The organism is Brevibacillus fluminis (assembly GCF_003710825.1).
Lineage (GTDB): Bacteria > Bacillota > Bacilli > Brevibacillales > Brevibacillaceae > Brevibacillus_D > Brevibacillus_D fluminis.
Map to the genome: position 1 here is coordinate 185,877 of NZ_RHHQ01000008.1, position 14,056 is coordinate 199,932.

At 51.4% G+C, this 14,056-nt stretch carries 14 protein-coding genes; 7 read left to right on the forward strand and 7 right to left on the reverse strand.

Annotated elements, in window-relative coordinates:
• Nucleotides 1-14 precede the first annotated feature (14 nt).
• Together EDM56_RS10265 and EDM56_RS10270 are read left to right on the forward strand one after the other, a co-directional pair.
• Nucleotides 15-1,142 carry a glycosyltransferase family protein gene (locus EDM56_RS10265; RefSeq protein WP_122917822.1) on the forward strand — a complete coding sequence of 376 codons (1,128 nt, stop codon included), beginning with the start codon at nt 15-17 and terminating at the stop codon, nt 1,140-1,142.
• Between the two features lie 82 nt (nt 1,143-1,224).
• On the forward strand, nt 1,225-1,536 hold the full coding sequence (locus tag EDM56_RS10270; RefSeq protein WP_122917823.1) for a YtpI family protein: 312 nt from the start codon (nt 1,225-1,227) through the stop codon (nt 1,534-1,536).
• A gap of 99 nt (nt 1,537-1,635) precedes the next feature.
• Here the strand turns inward: EDM56_RS10270 and EDM56_RS10275 are convergent, their stop codons facing one another.
• From EDM56_RS10275 to EDM56_RS10305, 7 genes are all read right to left on the reverse strand, one after another.
• On the reverse strand, nt 1,636-2,205 hold the full coding sequence (locus EDM56_RS10275) for a DUF2087 domain-containing protein (protein ID WP_122917824.1): 570 nt from the start codon (nt 2,203-2,205) through the stop codon (nt 1,636-1,638).
• 126 nt (nt 2,206-2,331) lie between these two features.
• A complete protein-coding gene (copZ, locus tag EDM56_RS10280; RefSeq protein WP_122917825.1) occupies nt 2,332-2,532 on the reverse strand; it encodes a copper chaperone CopZ in 201 nt (66 codons plus the stop codon).
• A 26-nt stretch (nt 2,533-2,558) separates the two neighbouring features.
• Nucleotides 2,559-2,879 carry a metal-sensitive transcriptional regulator gene (locus tag EDM56_RS10285; RefSeq protein ID WP_122917826.1) on the reverse strand — a complete coding sequence of 107 codons (321 nt, stop codon included), beginning with the start codon at nt 2,877-2,879 and terminating at the stop codon, nt 2,559-2,561.
• 478 nt (nt 2,880-3,357) lie between these two features.
• Entirely contained in the window at nt 3,358-4,668 is a 1,311-nt protein-coding gene (locus tag EDM56_RS10290) for a DRTGG domain-containing protein (RefSeq protein ID WP_122917827.1), read from the reverse strand.
• 256 nt (nt 4,669-4,924) lie between these two features.
• Nucleotides 4,925-5,620 (reverse strand): metal-dependent hydrolase, encoded by a 696-nt coding sequence (locus EDM56_RS10295; protein ID WP_122917828.1) that lies wholly within the window; start codon nt 5,618-5,620, stop codon nt 4,925-4,927.
• Between the two features lie 208 nt (nt 5,621-5,828).
• Nucleotides 5,829-6,584: a polysaccharide deacetylase family protein gene (locus tag EDM56_RS10300; protein ID WP_122917829.1), complete on the reverse strand. Its 756-nt coding sequence runs from the start codon at nt 6,582-6,584 to the stop codon at nt 5,829-5,831.
• 66 nt (nt 6,585-6,650) lie between these two features.
• Complete coding sequence (locus tag EDM56_RS10305; protein WP_342772386.1) at nt 6,651-7,814, reverse strand: DUF445 domain-containing protein; 1,164 nt, start codon at nt 7,812-7,814, stop codon at nt 6,651-6,653.
• Nucleotides 7,815-7,892: 78 nt separating this feature from the next.
• Between EDM56_RS10305 and EDM56_RS10310 the strand changes: the two genes are divergently transcribed.
• From EDM56_RS10310 to EDM56_RS10330, 5 genes are all read left to right on the forward strand, one after another.
• Nucleotides 7,893-9,332 carry a YheC/YheD family endospore coat-associated protein gene (locus tag EDM56_RS10310; RefSeq protein WP_122917831.1) on the forward strand — a complete coding sequence of 480 codons (1,440 nt, stop codon included), beginning with the start codon at nt 7,893-7,895 and terminating at the stop codon, nt 9,330-9,332.
• 6 nt (nt 9,333-9,338) lie between these two features.
• The gene (locus tag EDM56_RS10315) at nt 9,339-10,451 is read left to right on the forward strand and encodes a YheC/YheD family endospore coat-associated protein (protein ID WP_122917832.1); all 1,113 of its coding nucleotides are present in this window, start codon (nt 9,339-9,341) and stop codon (nt 10,449-10,451) included.
• A 2-nt stretch (nt 10,452-10,453) separates the two neighbouring features.
• Nucleotides 10,454-11,830, forward strand: coding sequence for a YheC/YheD family endospore coat-associated protein (locus tag EDM56_RS10320; RefSeq protein ID WP_122917833.1), 1,377 nt, complete (start codon nt 10,454-10,456; stop codon nt 11,828-11,830).
• 38 nt (nt 11,831-11,868) lie between these two features.
• Nucleotides 11,869-13,179 carry a YheC/YheD family endospore coat-associated protein gene (locus EDM56_RS10325; protein ID WP_122917834.1) on the forward strand — a complete coding sequence of 437 codons (1,311 nt, stop codon included), beginning with the start codon at nt 11,869-11,871 and terminating at the stop codon, nt 13,177-13,179.
• Nucleotides 13,180-13,293: 114 nt separating this feature from the next.
• Nucleotides 13,294-13,983: a hypothetical protein gene (locus EDM56_RS10330; protein ID WP_122917835.1), complete on the forward strand. Its 690-nt coding sequence runs from the start codon at nt 13,294-13,296 to the stop codon at nt 13,981-13,983.
• Nucleotides 13,984-14,056: the final 73 nt, after the last annotated feature.

Sequence of the window (14,056 nt, forward strand, 5' to 3'; positions counted from 1 at the left end):
AGGGAGCGAACCCGATGAAAATATGCTTTTCGTGCAATCTGGAGAAATACAAGCCAAAAGGTAATGTGCTGCAGTTTCTCGGCATGCTCAAGGCGTTTGACCATGAAGTGAGCAAGCTGCCAAGCAAAAAGCGAAAGAAATTCGTTGTCGACTGCGTGCTGCCCTTCGAATTCCAAAACGGCCACGACGGGTTCAAATTTCATCACGTGCGTTTCCATAAAGCAGACGATCTGACGGACAAAATCGTCAAGCAGGATGAAAAAAAGGACTACGACTTCATTTTCATCCGCGGGCGAGACCAGGCGCTCGATCTGGTAAAGAAGAAGCGTTCACTTGGCGACAAGCTCCTGTTTCTGTCGATCAACTACAACCTTCATGATCCGCGCATCATGAAGGAAGTCAATTTTTTGCTGCGCCATACCCGAATCATCTTTTTTCAGTCTGTACCGATCGCCGAGCGGTTTAAAGCATATTTGCGCCGAAAAAAATGGGGGGAAGATCGCATCGAGCGCCAGATCAAGGTGCTGCCGCAGTTCGTCGAAGCAATGTCGGAAGAGAAAATGCTCCGGATTCACCGCGCCACTCCTCCCCAGCTCATCAATTGCGGTGTGATCCGTCCGCGTTATGGCTTGCCAGTAGCCGTCAAAGCGATCCACCTAATCCGGAAGCGCGTCCCGGAGGCGAAGCTGAACCTGCTCTACCCATCGATTGTCAACGCCTACCGACCGACTGCGGAAAAGCTGTTGAAAAAGCCGGGTGTCGTCAATCACGGACAAAAAAACGTCTGGGAAACAAAGAAAATGATCGTGAAAGCAGGAATCGGGATGGCCCTGATTTATGACAACACGCCCGATTTGACCCCGTCCCATGCTTATTTGTCCCGCGTCCTCGAATATATGGCGCTTGGCGTGCCAGTGCTGACGACCCGCACCTTTGGCAATATTCATCTCTTGGGCGACAATTACCCGCTATTCGTCCATGATGAGCACGATATCGCACGCTGTTACCACAAGCTCAATGAACCAGCATACTATGCGGAAATGAGCGAATATGTCAGGGAAAGGGGCAGGGCATATCTTGGCGAAAATGCGATTAAAGATTTTTGGAAGGTGCTGACGACGGAATTGGGGATGCCTGCTTAGGCATCCCTTTTGACTGTTCCGGAATTATTTTGGTACGATGGAAGTGTATGGCTTGTACGATAATTGAGGGGTTGGTTTTTCAGTGTGGTTTGCAATTTATTTGACAGGATTTGTCGGGTCGCTTGTGCTCGCGCTTTATTTCAGCATCATGGCGCGTCAACGCGGCATTCATCCGCTCGTATCGCGCATGACACTGGGGAAAATGAACATGGCGATCGGCGTCCTGTTTACGCTGATGGCGCTGAACCAGTTTACGTTTGAAGATTTGACAGGGGTACGCATCGGCGTCGCACTTGTGCTGCTTTTGGTCGGGCTGGTCAATTTGATTTTTGGTACTCGCAATTATATCCAATACCGCCGTGGTTGGATCATGGAGCTAAAGAAAAACGGTTGATCCCGTAATCCGCTTCACAAACGGCTCGGAAATGAAAAGAAGGAGCTCAGTTCCCATTACTTCCGGGAAACGGCTCCTTTTTTCGTTTTCGCGCAAACATCATTCCGGTTGTGCCCACATTTCCTGCGGATTCAGCTCGTAAATGTTGTTCTCGCGGTACATGTAGTGATTCATGATGAACTCGCGGCGAATCGTGGCAAAGTCTTCATGAAACCGGCTGATGTATTCGTTGATTTCCTTTTCCGTATACTTGCGTCCCACTTCCAGTCCGGAAACGATGTGCTCGAAAACGTAGAGCTTCTTTTTCCGTTGAACAGGAATCGACTTCAGCTTGCCATCGACATTGAAGAAATTTTTGATGACTTTTTCCTTCTCGTTTCCATCCACGCTGCTCTCTCCCCCCCGTACAACATCCAAAATCGCTTGTGCATCACGACGCAAATGATCGGCATCCAAATAAAAGTAAATCGTGTTTTTGTCCCGTCGCTCATAAACAATGCCGACCTCGCGAAGCTTTGCCATATGGTGCGTAATCGTCGGCGGCGTCAATCCGAGCTTGCCTGCGATCGCCTGACCGTGCAGAGGGCCTTTGGATAACAGGGTCAAAATCCGTATCCGAGTCGGGTCTCCCATCGCCTTGTGAAAATTAACCAAATGCTGTAGCTGCATCTAGTTCCTCTCCTTTCCTCATGTAATTCGACATTTATGTAATTAGATAATAATTTAATTACCTGGAAATAGCAAGCAGGCACATGACTATTCCATGTGCCTGCTTGCTTCCTACTTATGTTTCTTTTACTTTACATCGTAACCTTGATCTTCGATCGCTTCTTTGATCGCTTCAAGACTTACCTTGCTTTCGTCGAAAGACACATCGACCGTTTTGCTGGCCAAGTCCACTTTTCCACTGGCACCGATATTTTTCAGCGTACCTTCCACAGCATTGACACAATGATTACAGGACATGCCCTCGACTTGCAGCGTAATGTTTTGCATCTCTCCCGCTCCCTTTCATACAATCGTTATTTCATCAGCTTGTTAACGGTAACTAACAGCTCATCGATAACATCGTGATCGCCCGATTGGATGCGATCGATCACACAGCTTTTCATATGGCCTTCTAGCAGCAGTCTGCCGACGCTGTTCAGCGCGGATTGAATCGCCGCGATTTGATTCAATACATCGTCGCAGTACGTGTCTTTTTCGATCAGTCCTTTGACGCCGCGAATCTGCCCCTCTATGCGATTCAATCTGGTAATCAGATTGCTCTTCATTTTGTCTGAGTGGTGACTCTTCCGTTCCTCACCTTGGGCACAATGGTTCATTTGATCTTCGTGGTCCATTTGTTTCCCTCCTCTTACTTTAAATATACAATACCCCCCTATACTATGTAAAGAGGTTTTGCTTCTATTCGCCTCACAAACTATTATACATCATAGTCATATGCAGAATCGCCGTCTCGTCTGACAAGTTCGTGTGGCTGTGGTGATTATGCGCATTTTCCAACCTAGGTTCGTGGAGGCGAGGGGCCTCGCGAAAAAAGCGCTCCGGCTCCGCTCTGACAGCGCTCGCTGGGGGTTAGACTGTCCGGCTCCGTGTAAAAAGCGGGACCGCGCCCCAAAGCCACACGCTGCGCGGCGGGTGCTTCTCAACGACGATGTGAGGCGCGAAAGATGTCCCGCTTTTTACACTGCGCCTGTGTTGGCGTTGCCAAGGCTCCGCGGCCCGCTTTTTTCGCGAGGCCCTGGCTTCAGCAATTCCATCGTTTTGGAAAAAAAGAACGATACATAACGATAAAAAAACAGCCCTCCGGCTGTTTTTTTATCGTTCTACGATTTGTGCGGTTACTAGGGCTTTGCAGACTAGCTGGTCCTGGTGGTATACGGCTACCTCTACTTTGCCGAATCGGCGGCTGATATCGAGCAGCTGTGGCTTGATTTCAATGCGGCTTTCGATTTGGACGGGCTTGAAGAAGTAGACCACGATGTTTTCCGGCACCATATCCCCACGGCGGTGTAGGCGCAGTAGGTTGCAGGCCGATTCGACCATGACGGTGGTCATGACGCCGGAAGCAACGGTTCCTAAGTGGTTGGTCATCTGCGGCGTGATGTCACCTTGGTAGACCAAGGTGTCCGCGATTTTCTCCTCGCGGAAGCGGCTCATGATCTGGGTCGGGAATGTCTCGCCCATCTGCGGCTGCTTTTGCATGTATTGGAGCGCTTTGAGCACGTCTTGGCGGCTCAATACACCCACAAGCCTTTTATGATTGTCGACGACCGGCAATAGCTCGATGCCCTCCCACACCATTAAGTGAGCGGAAGATGCAACCGAGACACGCGGCGATGTGGTGATCGGATTTTTCGTCATGACCTTGTCCATCGTCACCCAGCTGTCGTGCCCGATGATGTCTTTCGATGTCACGATCCCCACCAGTCGCATCTGGTCATCGACGACGGGAAAACGGGTATCATGGTGGTCTTGCGTATACTGGTGCCACACATCCACCGTATCATAGGTGTGCAGCATTGGTGTCTCTTCGATCGGTTTGAGCACATCTTCGACCATAACGATCTCTTTTTTGATCAGCTGGTCATAAATAGCCCGGTTGATCAACGATGCGACGGAGAATGTATCATAGCTCGATGAAATGATTGGCAGTGCCAGCTTATCTGCGAGCTGCTTGACCTCATCGCTGGTGTCAAATCCGCCCGTAATCAGCACTGCAGCGCCTTGCTGCAGCGACAGCTTGTGCGCTTGGGTCCGGTTCCCCACGATCAAGAGGTTGCCCGCGTCGACGTAGCGCATCATGGCATCTAGCTGCATGGCGCCGATCACGAATTTGTTCAGCGTCTTATGCAGCCCTTCACGTCCGCCCAGGACATGGCCATCCACGATATTGACCACCTCGGCAAACGTAAGGCGCTCAATGTTTTCCTTCTGCTTCTTTTCAATCCGCACGGTCCCTACACGCTCGATCGTGCTCACATACCCTTGTGATTCTGCTTCTTTGATCGCTCGATATGCCGTTCCTTCGCTCACATCCAGATCCTTGGCGATCTGGCGCACCGAAATCTTGGAACCAACGGGTAAATTATCAATATATTGTAAAATTTGTTCATGTTTTGTCATCATTCGCAAAACACCTTCCCTTTTGCTCAACAGTTATCGGGATCGCATCGACCAATCAATGCAGCAAAACAAATGAAGTGGGAGAATTCCGTATCCCTCCCACGACAACTATAACCGAATCTGTAGCAAAAAAAAAGAGTGCAGCCAGTGCTACACCTTCAAAAGTATATACATTAAGGGGGTTTTCATCGTGCTTTTATCTTACCCCGCAAATATTACAGGAGTATTACAACGGGATTACATTTTGTTTTCATTTTGATTAGGCAATTGTGTAGCTCTCGCCGGGCGTAAGTGCGCTGCCGCCAATACCTTTTTCCTGCAACTGTCTTATATAAGCGTCTCCATCCTGTGCCAACAGCGGGAACGTATTGTAATGAATTGGCACCACGGCACGAGCTTGCAAGAACTGTGCGGCGATGAGCGCATCTTCCGGTCCCATCGTATAATTGTCGCCGATTGGCAAGAACGCCAAATCGATCGTATTGAGTTCACCGATCAGCTTCATATCCCCAAACAGACCGGTGTCGCCAGCATGATAGAGCGTTTTGTCACCTAAATAGAGCAAAATACCAGCCGGGAAGCCGAGGAACTGGAATGTAGACGACCCTGGCAACAGCTCACCTGCGCCATGAAAGGCTAGCGTAAACTTGACTTTCCCGAACGGAAATTGAAACGATCCGCCAATGCCAAGCGAATGAACTTTGCAGCCTTGGCTTTCCATGTACATCGCCAATTCATACGTTGCGATGATCGTAGCGTCGTTTGCCTTGGCAATCTCCACAGCATCCTGGATATGGTCGTTGTGACCATGCGTCAGCAGCACGTAATCCACCTTGATGTCCTGCGCTTTCGCTTTTGCAACAGGATTGCCCGTCAAAAACGGGTCGATGATCAAACGGTGTTCGTTGTATGCGATTTCTACTGTGCTGTGTCCATGATACGTAACTTGAATCATGTCATGTCCTCCTTTTTCGTACAAACGTTATCATCCCTTATGTACTTTCATGCAGGAAGCGAGAAATCGCCAGAGTGCCCGCAACCTGATTGATTTGCGGTCCGCCTATTATTATACCAGACTCTGCCACAGGTTCGCGCGCTAGCAATGTGCTTTCCATGCAAAAGAGACCTGCCCAGCATGCTACTGGCACAAGCCTCTTTTTGCGCTACTTCCCGTTTACCCGTACCTTGCTCAATGTCAAAAGCTCCGACACGGTTACAAAGCGGTACCCTTCCTTCTGCAACGTGGGAAGAATTTCCTCGATAGCATGAACGGTCTGGTCGCGCGCGCCCCCGTAATCATGAAACAGGACAATGTCGCCGTTCCTTGCATTTTTCAGCACCTTTGCCACAATCTTGTTGGTCCCCGGATCAGTCCAGTCCTTCGTGTCTTGATGCCACGACCAGAGAACGACCAGGAAACCAGCTTTTCTCAGGCTATCCACGAGCGACTCGTCATAATAGCCGCCAGGCGGCCGGAACAGCACAGGCTTTTTGCCGGTTGCATCATAAATTGCCTTCTGCGTTTGTTCGACCTCCCGTTGCAGTCGAGCAGGAGACAGACGTCGCATATTGGGATGACTAAACGTATGATTGGCCAATTCATGCCCGTCGTCCGCTAACTGCCGAACAACGCTCGGGTTTTGCTTTACGCGGGACCCTACTACAAAAAACGTTGCCTTCGCATCGTACTTCCGCAGCAGATCGGCGATCTGCGACGTGAACACCGCATCCGGGCCATCGTCAAACGTGAGCGCCATCACTTTTTGTCCGGAAGGGACCTCCCACACAATTTCCCCCCGTTTTTCATAGTAAGCGCGCCCTTTTCCATCCTTTTTGGCGACAGCCGACGAACTGAGTGGAAGTACGGCCAGAATCATGACCGTTAACAGTGCAATTAAGGTTCGAGTACGTTTTCTCATACGCTTACTCTCCCATGAATGTAGGAAAATTAGTCATGCGCCTGAGATAAAAAGGGCGAATAAATCTTATACGAAAAGGGTAAGCATGCCTTGAACGAGGCCAATGATGGCACCCAACACGAAACCGAGCACCGTGATCATCCGAAACTCTTTCCCCGAAATGCCGATGATCATCTCCTCGACACGTTGAAGCGGAAAGCCTTCGACCTGCCGCGCAACGATATCTTTGATCGGCAGTTTGCCGAACAAGACATCCACATGAGTCTGAAGCGAGTTCACCGCCCATGTTGACAGGCGAGGAATCCAGCCGCCAAGCACCTGCTCGTGAAGCGGTGCCGTCAGATCGCAGATGCGCTTGTCCAGCACCTTTGCTCCTTCCGCTGCAAGACGAACAAACGCCTGCTCACGCCACGCATGGATTTGGTCCTCGCCGATCCACCGCTGCAGCTCAGAAAACGGCTTGTCCAAAAGAGTGTCGCATTCGCGCTTCAACACCCCGCTCACACGGTTTGCCAAATCTTCTCGGCGCAGCAGTTCGTCCAGATGCGGCAGCAGCATAGCCGTGAGTTTTTCCTCATTCAAAAACATGCCGACAAGCCCGCCAAGCATCCCTCCGCCACCTGCGAGAACACCTTTGATCATGCCCGATAGATTCTCCTGGCCTTCCGGGCTGTTCACGTGATCCCGCAAGCGGGCAAACAGCGACCTGGTGAGACTTTCAATTTCCCGTTCCAGCTTTTCTTCACCCGCAGGTGGCAAAAATGAGCGCAGCGGCTTATCCGCCATCTGTCCCTGCCAACGGTCTACCCCATTGTTCCACACCTGGCGTAGAGGCTCTTTCACCGCCTCTCCGAAACTGCCATCCTCAGCGATCAGTGCGGGCAGGTACGTCCGCAGCCAGTCCCGCAGCGTCGTCTCCTGCCCAAGCTGGGCAAGCGCCACGTTGGACAGCCAAACGCGCAGTGTCCCTTCCAAATCGCTTTTGGCAAGCGCGCGTTTTACCCCTTCGGGCGTCAACAGATGCTCCTGCACCAAACGCCCCATTTGAATCCCGATCTCATCTCTGCGCCGGGGGATCAGCCCTGGTGTAAACGGCACTCGGACGCCGCCTATTTTCCAAGGATGATAAGGGCGAAACAACATCCTGATAGCTAGTTCATTCGTTACTCCACCAATGACGGAGCCGATTATTACATTGACCGCAATCATTCCAATACCCAAGCCTAACACCCCTCTGTACGATGTAACCAAAGAACTTCACTGCTCATAAGATAAGACTAACCTAAAGCCTCCTGGAAGGGGATAGCCATGTCATATGTACGTACGATGATCCAGGCACTTGAACCCCGAACAGCCGAACAATGCGACGTTGCCATTCCCCAGTCCTTCATACGCCAGCTATCCATCCCTGCCGATTCCGTCGTCATTCAATTCGGCTCCCAGACGCACAGGGCTCAAGTGAAAGGGAGAGAGGCAGGCCGAGTGGTTCAAATGACCCCTACACTCGCCCGTTCACTGCTTCTCCCCGGAGGTGTGCCGCTTTTGATGCGCTATGATGCTAATTCAATGCGCCTCATTTTTGGCCCCTATATCGGTGTTCTGGTTTCTGCCTATGGCAAAGACCCACAAGTTCCGTTCGGTTCCTTCACCCCGTTTTTCAATGAGCTTGTCGACATCAGTAGACAGCATGCGGGCGTCGTCAGCGTTTTTACGTTCCACGATGTCGATTGGGAAACGAAGACCGTTCGCGGCATGATCCGGAGAAACGGCAACTGGCAACTGCGCACGCTCCCACTCCCACAAAGCATTTATAACCGTCTCGCATCACGCCAGCGCGAACGGTCAGAAAGTGTGGAGATGATGATCAAACGCTTCCGCGAGCATGACATTGCTTTTTTTAATGAACACTTTCTCAATAAGTGGCACGTGCACAAGGCGCTCTCTTCCGTGCCAGAAGCAACCGAATTTTTGCCCAAAACCATTTGTCTGGGCGACCTGAACGATATGAAAGATATGCTAGATCAGCATCGTTTCCTTTACGCGAAACCAGCAAACGGCAGCATGGGAAAAGGCGTCTATCGCATTCGTCGCGGACCTTCCGGCTATCAGCTAGCAAGCAGCTACTCGGCCAAAACACATAAAGACCTGCCCTCTCTTCACCGCGCCTTAAAAAAGATTGGGCAAGGCAAAAACTATTTGCTTCAACAAGGGCTGAAGCTGATCCGCAGTGGAGGTAGAACCGCTGATTTCCGCGTTCTCGTCCAAAAAAACGGCAATGGCGAATGGGCCGTCACTTCCATGGTGGCACGGATTGGCGCGGGCAGCGTCGTTTCCAACGTAGCGCGCGGCGGCACCATGATGCAGGTAAAACAAGCGCTCGCCGTCTGCGGTCCATGGGCCACAAACATGAAGCCCTCACCTCAAACGCTGCAAAGGACGGCACTCTCTGTTGCCGAGATGCTCGAAACCTCGATGGGCGGGCAATATGCTGAATTCGGCATCGATCTAGGAGTAGATATCCACGGCCACATTTGGCTGCTGGAAGTCAACAGCAAACCCTCCAAGGCGACGACTTCCCTCAATATCCCCGAGGGCCAGGAAGAAGTGCCCAGACGAGCTCGCCCATCGGTACGCCGTTTGTATGATTACGCAAAGTTTCTGGGTGGCTTTCCTAAGATAAAACCGACACCTAAAAAACGACGAAAACCATTGGCTACCAAGTCATTGAAGAAACGCAATCGTAGGTGACCATTCATGAAAAGTAAAATAACGAAACCAAAAGAGTGGTATAACTTAGGAATCATTGCGTATTGCAACGGGCCTACCTTTACCGAAAAAGATTATTATCGGAACTTGACGTTAGTCGGACGCAAGGTGGGCATCCGTGTCTTTGTTTTTTCTCCGCGCCAGGTAGACTTCGATTCGCGCACAACAATCGGGTATGAATTTAAAAACGGCGTCTGGCAAACGCACACGTTCCCGCTGCCTCCGCTCATTTATGACCGATGCTTTATGGGGCCTGCTTATCGAAACTATAAACCATTTATCGAGAAGTTGCAAAATGACCCCAAAATCATGTTCATGGGCCGTGGGCTGTCAGGAAAGTGGGAGGTTTACAAGATGCTAGAATGCCTTCCCGAGATCACCAAATGGCTTCCGGACACAAAGCCGCTCGCCATTTCTGAGATGATGGAACGCCTGAAATCCAACGAGACAGTCGTGATCAAACCGATGTCTGGAACGCACGGTTATGGTGTCGTGCGTTTCGCAAAAGGAGGCAACGGCTATGAAGCGACAGGACGCGCTCGCCGCACCAATGTACCGTTTCGCCGTTCGTTCAAGTCGCTTGCCCAGGTGAGGCAGTTTGTCACAAGCTTCACGGCAGGCCTCAACTTTATCATTCAGCCTTACCTGTCACTATCTACTCGAAACGGTGTTCCGTTCGACGTTCGGGTGCTGGTGCAAAAAAACGGGTCTGGCGAATGGCAAACGACCGGAAAAGCGGTTCGGCTCGGCAACAAGGAAAGCATCACCTCCAACTTGCATGGAGGCGGGCATGCCGCCCCGTTATCCAGCTTTCTTGCCGCTAATTTCTCATCTTCCCAGACAGCCATGATCGAAACGGAAATCAACGCTCTCGTTTCTGTCTTGCCCCCTGCTCTGGAAAAACACCATGGCTCATTGTTTGAGTTAGGAATCGATATCGGTGTCGATCAACAAGGCAGGGTATGGCTGATCGAGGTCAACAGCAGACCGGGTCGCGCCGTATTTCGCATGATCGACGACAGCACCGCTCGGCTTCGTGCTGTGACCCAGCCCATTTCGTATGCCAACTATCTTATGAAAGAGCGTGTAGGAGGTTACTAAGCATGGATTCAATCACCGTGCGGCTGCGCTTTCTCTCCTATCCCCAATTGGCAGGGATTGTCTTGCCGCCTTCGATTTGCCAGCAATTACAGCTCCGTCCTCGTCAGCAAATCACCTTATCACTTGGAAAACGCGAGACGATGGCAACGGTATTCCAGGACAAAAAAGCAGGAGAAAACAGCAACGTCGTCAAATTGACCAGCTCCCTTAAAGAAGAGCTTGGTGTCCCCCATGGCGGACTGATTCACCTGAAGCGCGACGGCGACACATTACGCATCGGTCCAGCCATCGGGATCGTCACAACTGGCGTGCAAAACAACGCCATCAAACCGATCGGGCCGCGCAGCTCATTTTTCCACAAATTGCTGCTAGCCCAGAAAGGAAAAGGCGTCTTTTACTTTATCTTCTCTCCAGCTGACGTCAATTGGGAACGAAACACGGTTTCCGCATGGTTTCTACGTCCCAAGAAGCAAGGCGGCTACGAATGGAAAAAGCTTTTGACCGCACTGCCTGATGTGGTATATGACCGCATTCCTTCGCGTGGGGCCGAGAAGCTGCCGCATGTGCAGCAGTTTAAGTTGCGCTTAGCCAACTTGAGCAACCTGCCTATGTTCAACCAAGGCTTTTTCAATAAATGGGGAGTCCATCAGCTGCTTTACCCCAATCCCGAGGTCAACGAGCATATACCGGAGACGTACACGACGCCGAGTCTGCAGCTGATGCGCACGATGCTGCGTCAGTACCCGATCGTCTATTTGAAGCCGAAAAACGGAAGCCTTGGGTACGGCATCATCAAGGTAACCCGGGCCACGGGAGGCTACGATGTCTCCTACCACAACGGCAGCGGCAATGTGAAGCGCCACTTCAAATCGATCTCGGCGCTGTTCCAGCACATCTTCCGCACGCGTCGCCAAAGTGCTTACCTGATCCAGCAAGGAATCAATTTGTGCACGTACCAAAACCGCCCGTTTGATTTCCGCGTTCACCTGCACAAAAACCAGGAGAACGAGTGGGTCGTATCCTGCATGGCCGCCAAAGTCGCCGGGGCCGGCAGCGTCACCACCCACGTGCGAACCGGAGGGATGGTCATCCCCGGTGAAGAATTGCTCAGCCATCTGTTCCGGAAACAAAAAAGCCTGATTGAGGAGCGTATCCGTGAGGCCTCCATCCGTCTGGCTTCCGCCATTGAAGACGCCAAGGGCGTCTATTTAGGTGAACTGGGACTTGATATGGGCATTGATTTGCAAGGAAATGTCTGGATGTTTGAGGCGAATTCCAAACCAGGTCGGTCCATCTTCAAGCACGCCAGGTTGAAGGAAGCCGATGCCGTCTCCCGCAATTTGATTGTCGACTACAGCCGCTATCTGGCCAACTTTTAAGCCCGCCATGAAGTGTCGAGCTGGAAGGAGGAATCCCCATGTCCCAAATAAACTCCGGTTGGCTGACTATTCTTCCCTCGGGCAGATGGTATCTGCAAGACACGCGGCTGAAACCTTATCGGCGAAACGGTAAGCGAATCATGCTTAACCTGGGTCCGTGCAATGTTCACAAGCCGTTGTTCATCGGCCTTCCGGCGCAGGCACCCGGTCGCATTCGCACGCGTATCCGATGGAAGTGGTCAAACGATAACATCAAGATGGGTCCGCTGATCGGCATCTTGACCGTCGGTTACGGGTCAACGTTCCGGGGCAATCGGGAAAATTTTAAAGACATTTTTCTCGCTGGTAAAAAGCTGGGTGCCTTGGTTTATGTGTTTACACCTGCAAGCATCGACTGGGAAAAAAACTGTGTCCGTGGTTTCGTATATGATGAAAAGCAGGGGGTCTGGGCAGAGTCTGAATTTCCCTTTCCACACGTTGTCTACAACCGTGTGCCTACACGCAAGGAAGAAATGAAGGAAGAAGTTAGCTCTGCCCTGACGAAAATTTCGTCAATGCCGGGGGTTACCCTTTTCAACATGCATTTCTTCAACAAGCAGGCGCTCTTCGCTACACTCGGGCGCTTGGAGCAAACCCATCATTTCTTGCCGGAAACGCGCAAGCTCGATACGCTGACTCGCTTGCGTTCATTCTGCTCCCGCTATCCCTTGGTCTATCTGAAGCCGGTGACGGGCAAAGCCGGTAAAGGCATCATGCGCCTCGAGCAAATCAACAACCGCTGGCAGCTGCGCCGCGTCTACGCCCGCACGTCCATCACCAAGCACTTCGCTTCCATCGATGCTGTCTGGGAGCACATCGAACAGACTGTGAAGAAGAAAAAATATATCATCCAGCAAGGAATTAACTTGGCCCGGTATAAAGGAAGGCCGTTTGACATACGGGTTCTGGTGCAGAAGAATGGCAATGGTGAATGGGGAATTACGGGCATCGGCATCCGTCAAGCGGGGGCACACAGCATCACCACGCATGTGCCACGCGGTGGCAGCATCCAATCACCTGCACGGGTGTTCAACCATCTGTACGGTGAAAGGGCTGTCAGCATCTTCGCCAAAATCGAGGATGCGGCCATGATCGTGGCCCGTTCACTCGCTGACGAGATCAACTGCCTTGCAGAAATGTCCATGGACCTCGGGCTCACGACGGACGGCATGCTCTGGTTCTTCGAGGCCAATGCCAAGCCGGAGAAATTCGATGAGCCGGCGATCCGCCAATCCTCACTCAAAACCTTGATCCAATACGCGCAGCATGTTTCCAGCTTGCATCCGAAACTAAATATACAAGTCGGGTAACGAAAGTTCCCGGCTTGTTTGTTCTTGTCAGTTAAATGAGAAAGTTACTTTTTTTGGTATCCGTGCATGGATAAGGCACCTCCTGCGCACAATTAAGTCAGGAGGTGGACATCCATGAATTATCAAAATCAAAGTCCCTTTGCACAATCTCAAATGTCCTATCAGCCAGTATCTGCATTAGGTAGCGCAAACGCCATTTTCCAACCGGGTTTTGCTGGCACGAATGTGCAAGAAGTGCGTCATTTGAACAGCAGTTACGCTGCTCCTGCGCTTTCCACTGGTTACACCGCTACATACGGAACAGGGCTCTCCAACAACATCGGAATCGGTACTCCGGTTCAAGCGATCTTCCAGCCTGGCTTCGCGAACACGAATGTTCAAGAAGTGCGCCACTTGAATCAAGGCGGCTATCTGCAACAGCAAGGTCTCGGTGCGTATGGTACCGGTATGCAAGCTGGTATGCAAACAGGCATGCAAGCTGGTATGCAAGCACCTTCTTTCCCTGCGACTGCCCAAGCGATCTTCCAGCCTGGATTTGCTGGCACCAATGTCAATGATGTGCGCGCTCGCAATGCGGGCGGCAACTACATCGGCCAAAACGCTTACACAGCGCTTCATGCCATTCCATCCCAAGGCATGCACACCCAAGCGTACATTCCAGTGCAGTCCTATGGACATACGGCACAATCTGTATTCCAACCAGGATTCGCGGGTACTAACGTGGCTGAAGTGCACCAAGATTACGCACTGGCCCAAAACACCCAACCACAACCGCAACCATACGTGCCATACCGCACATTCTAATTTTGCTTCCAGTATGGGAGCGAGGGGTCAGTCATTGTCTGCCAAATGTGCGGCTACTGACTTGGTTTCCAAA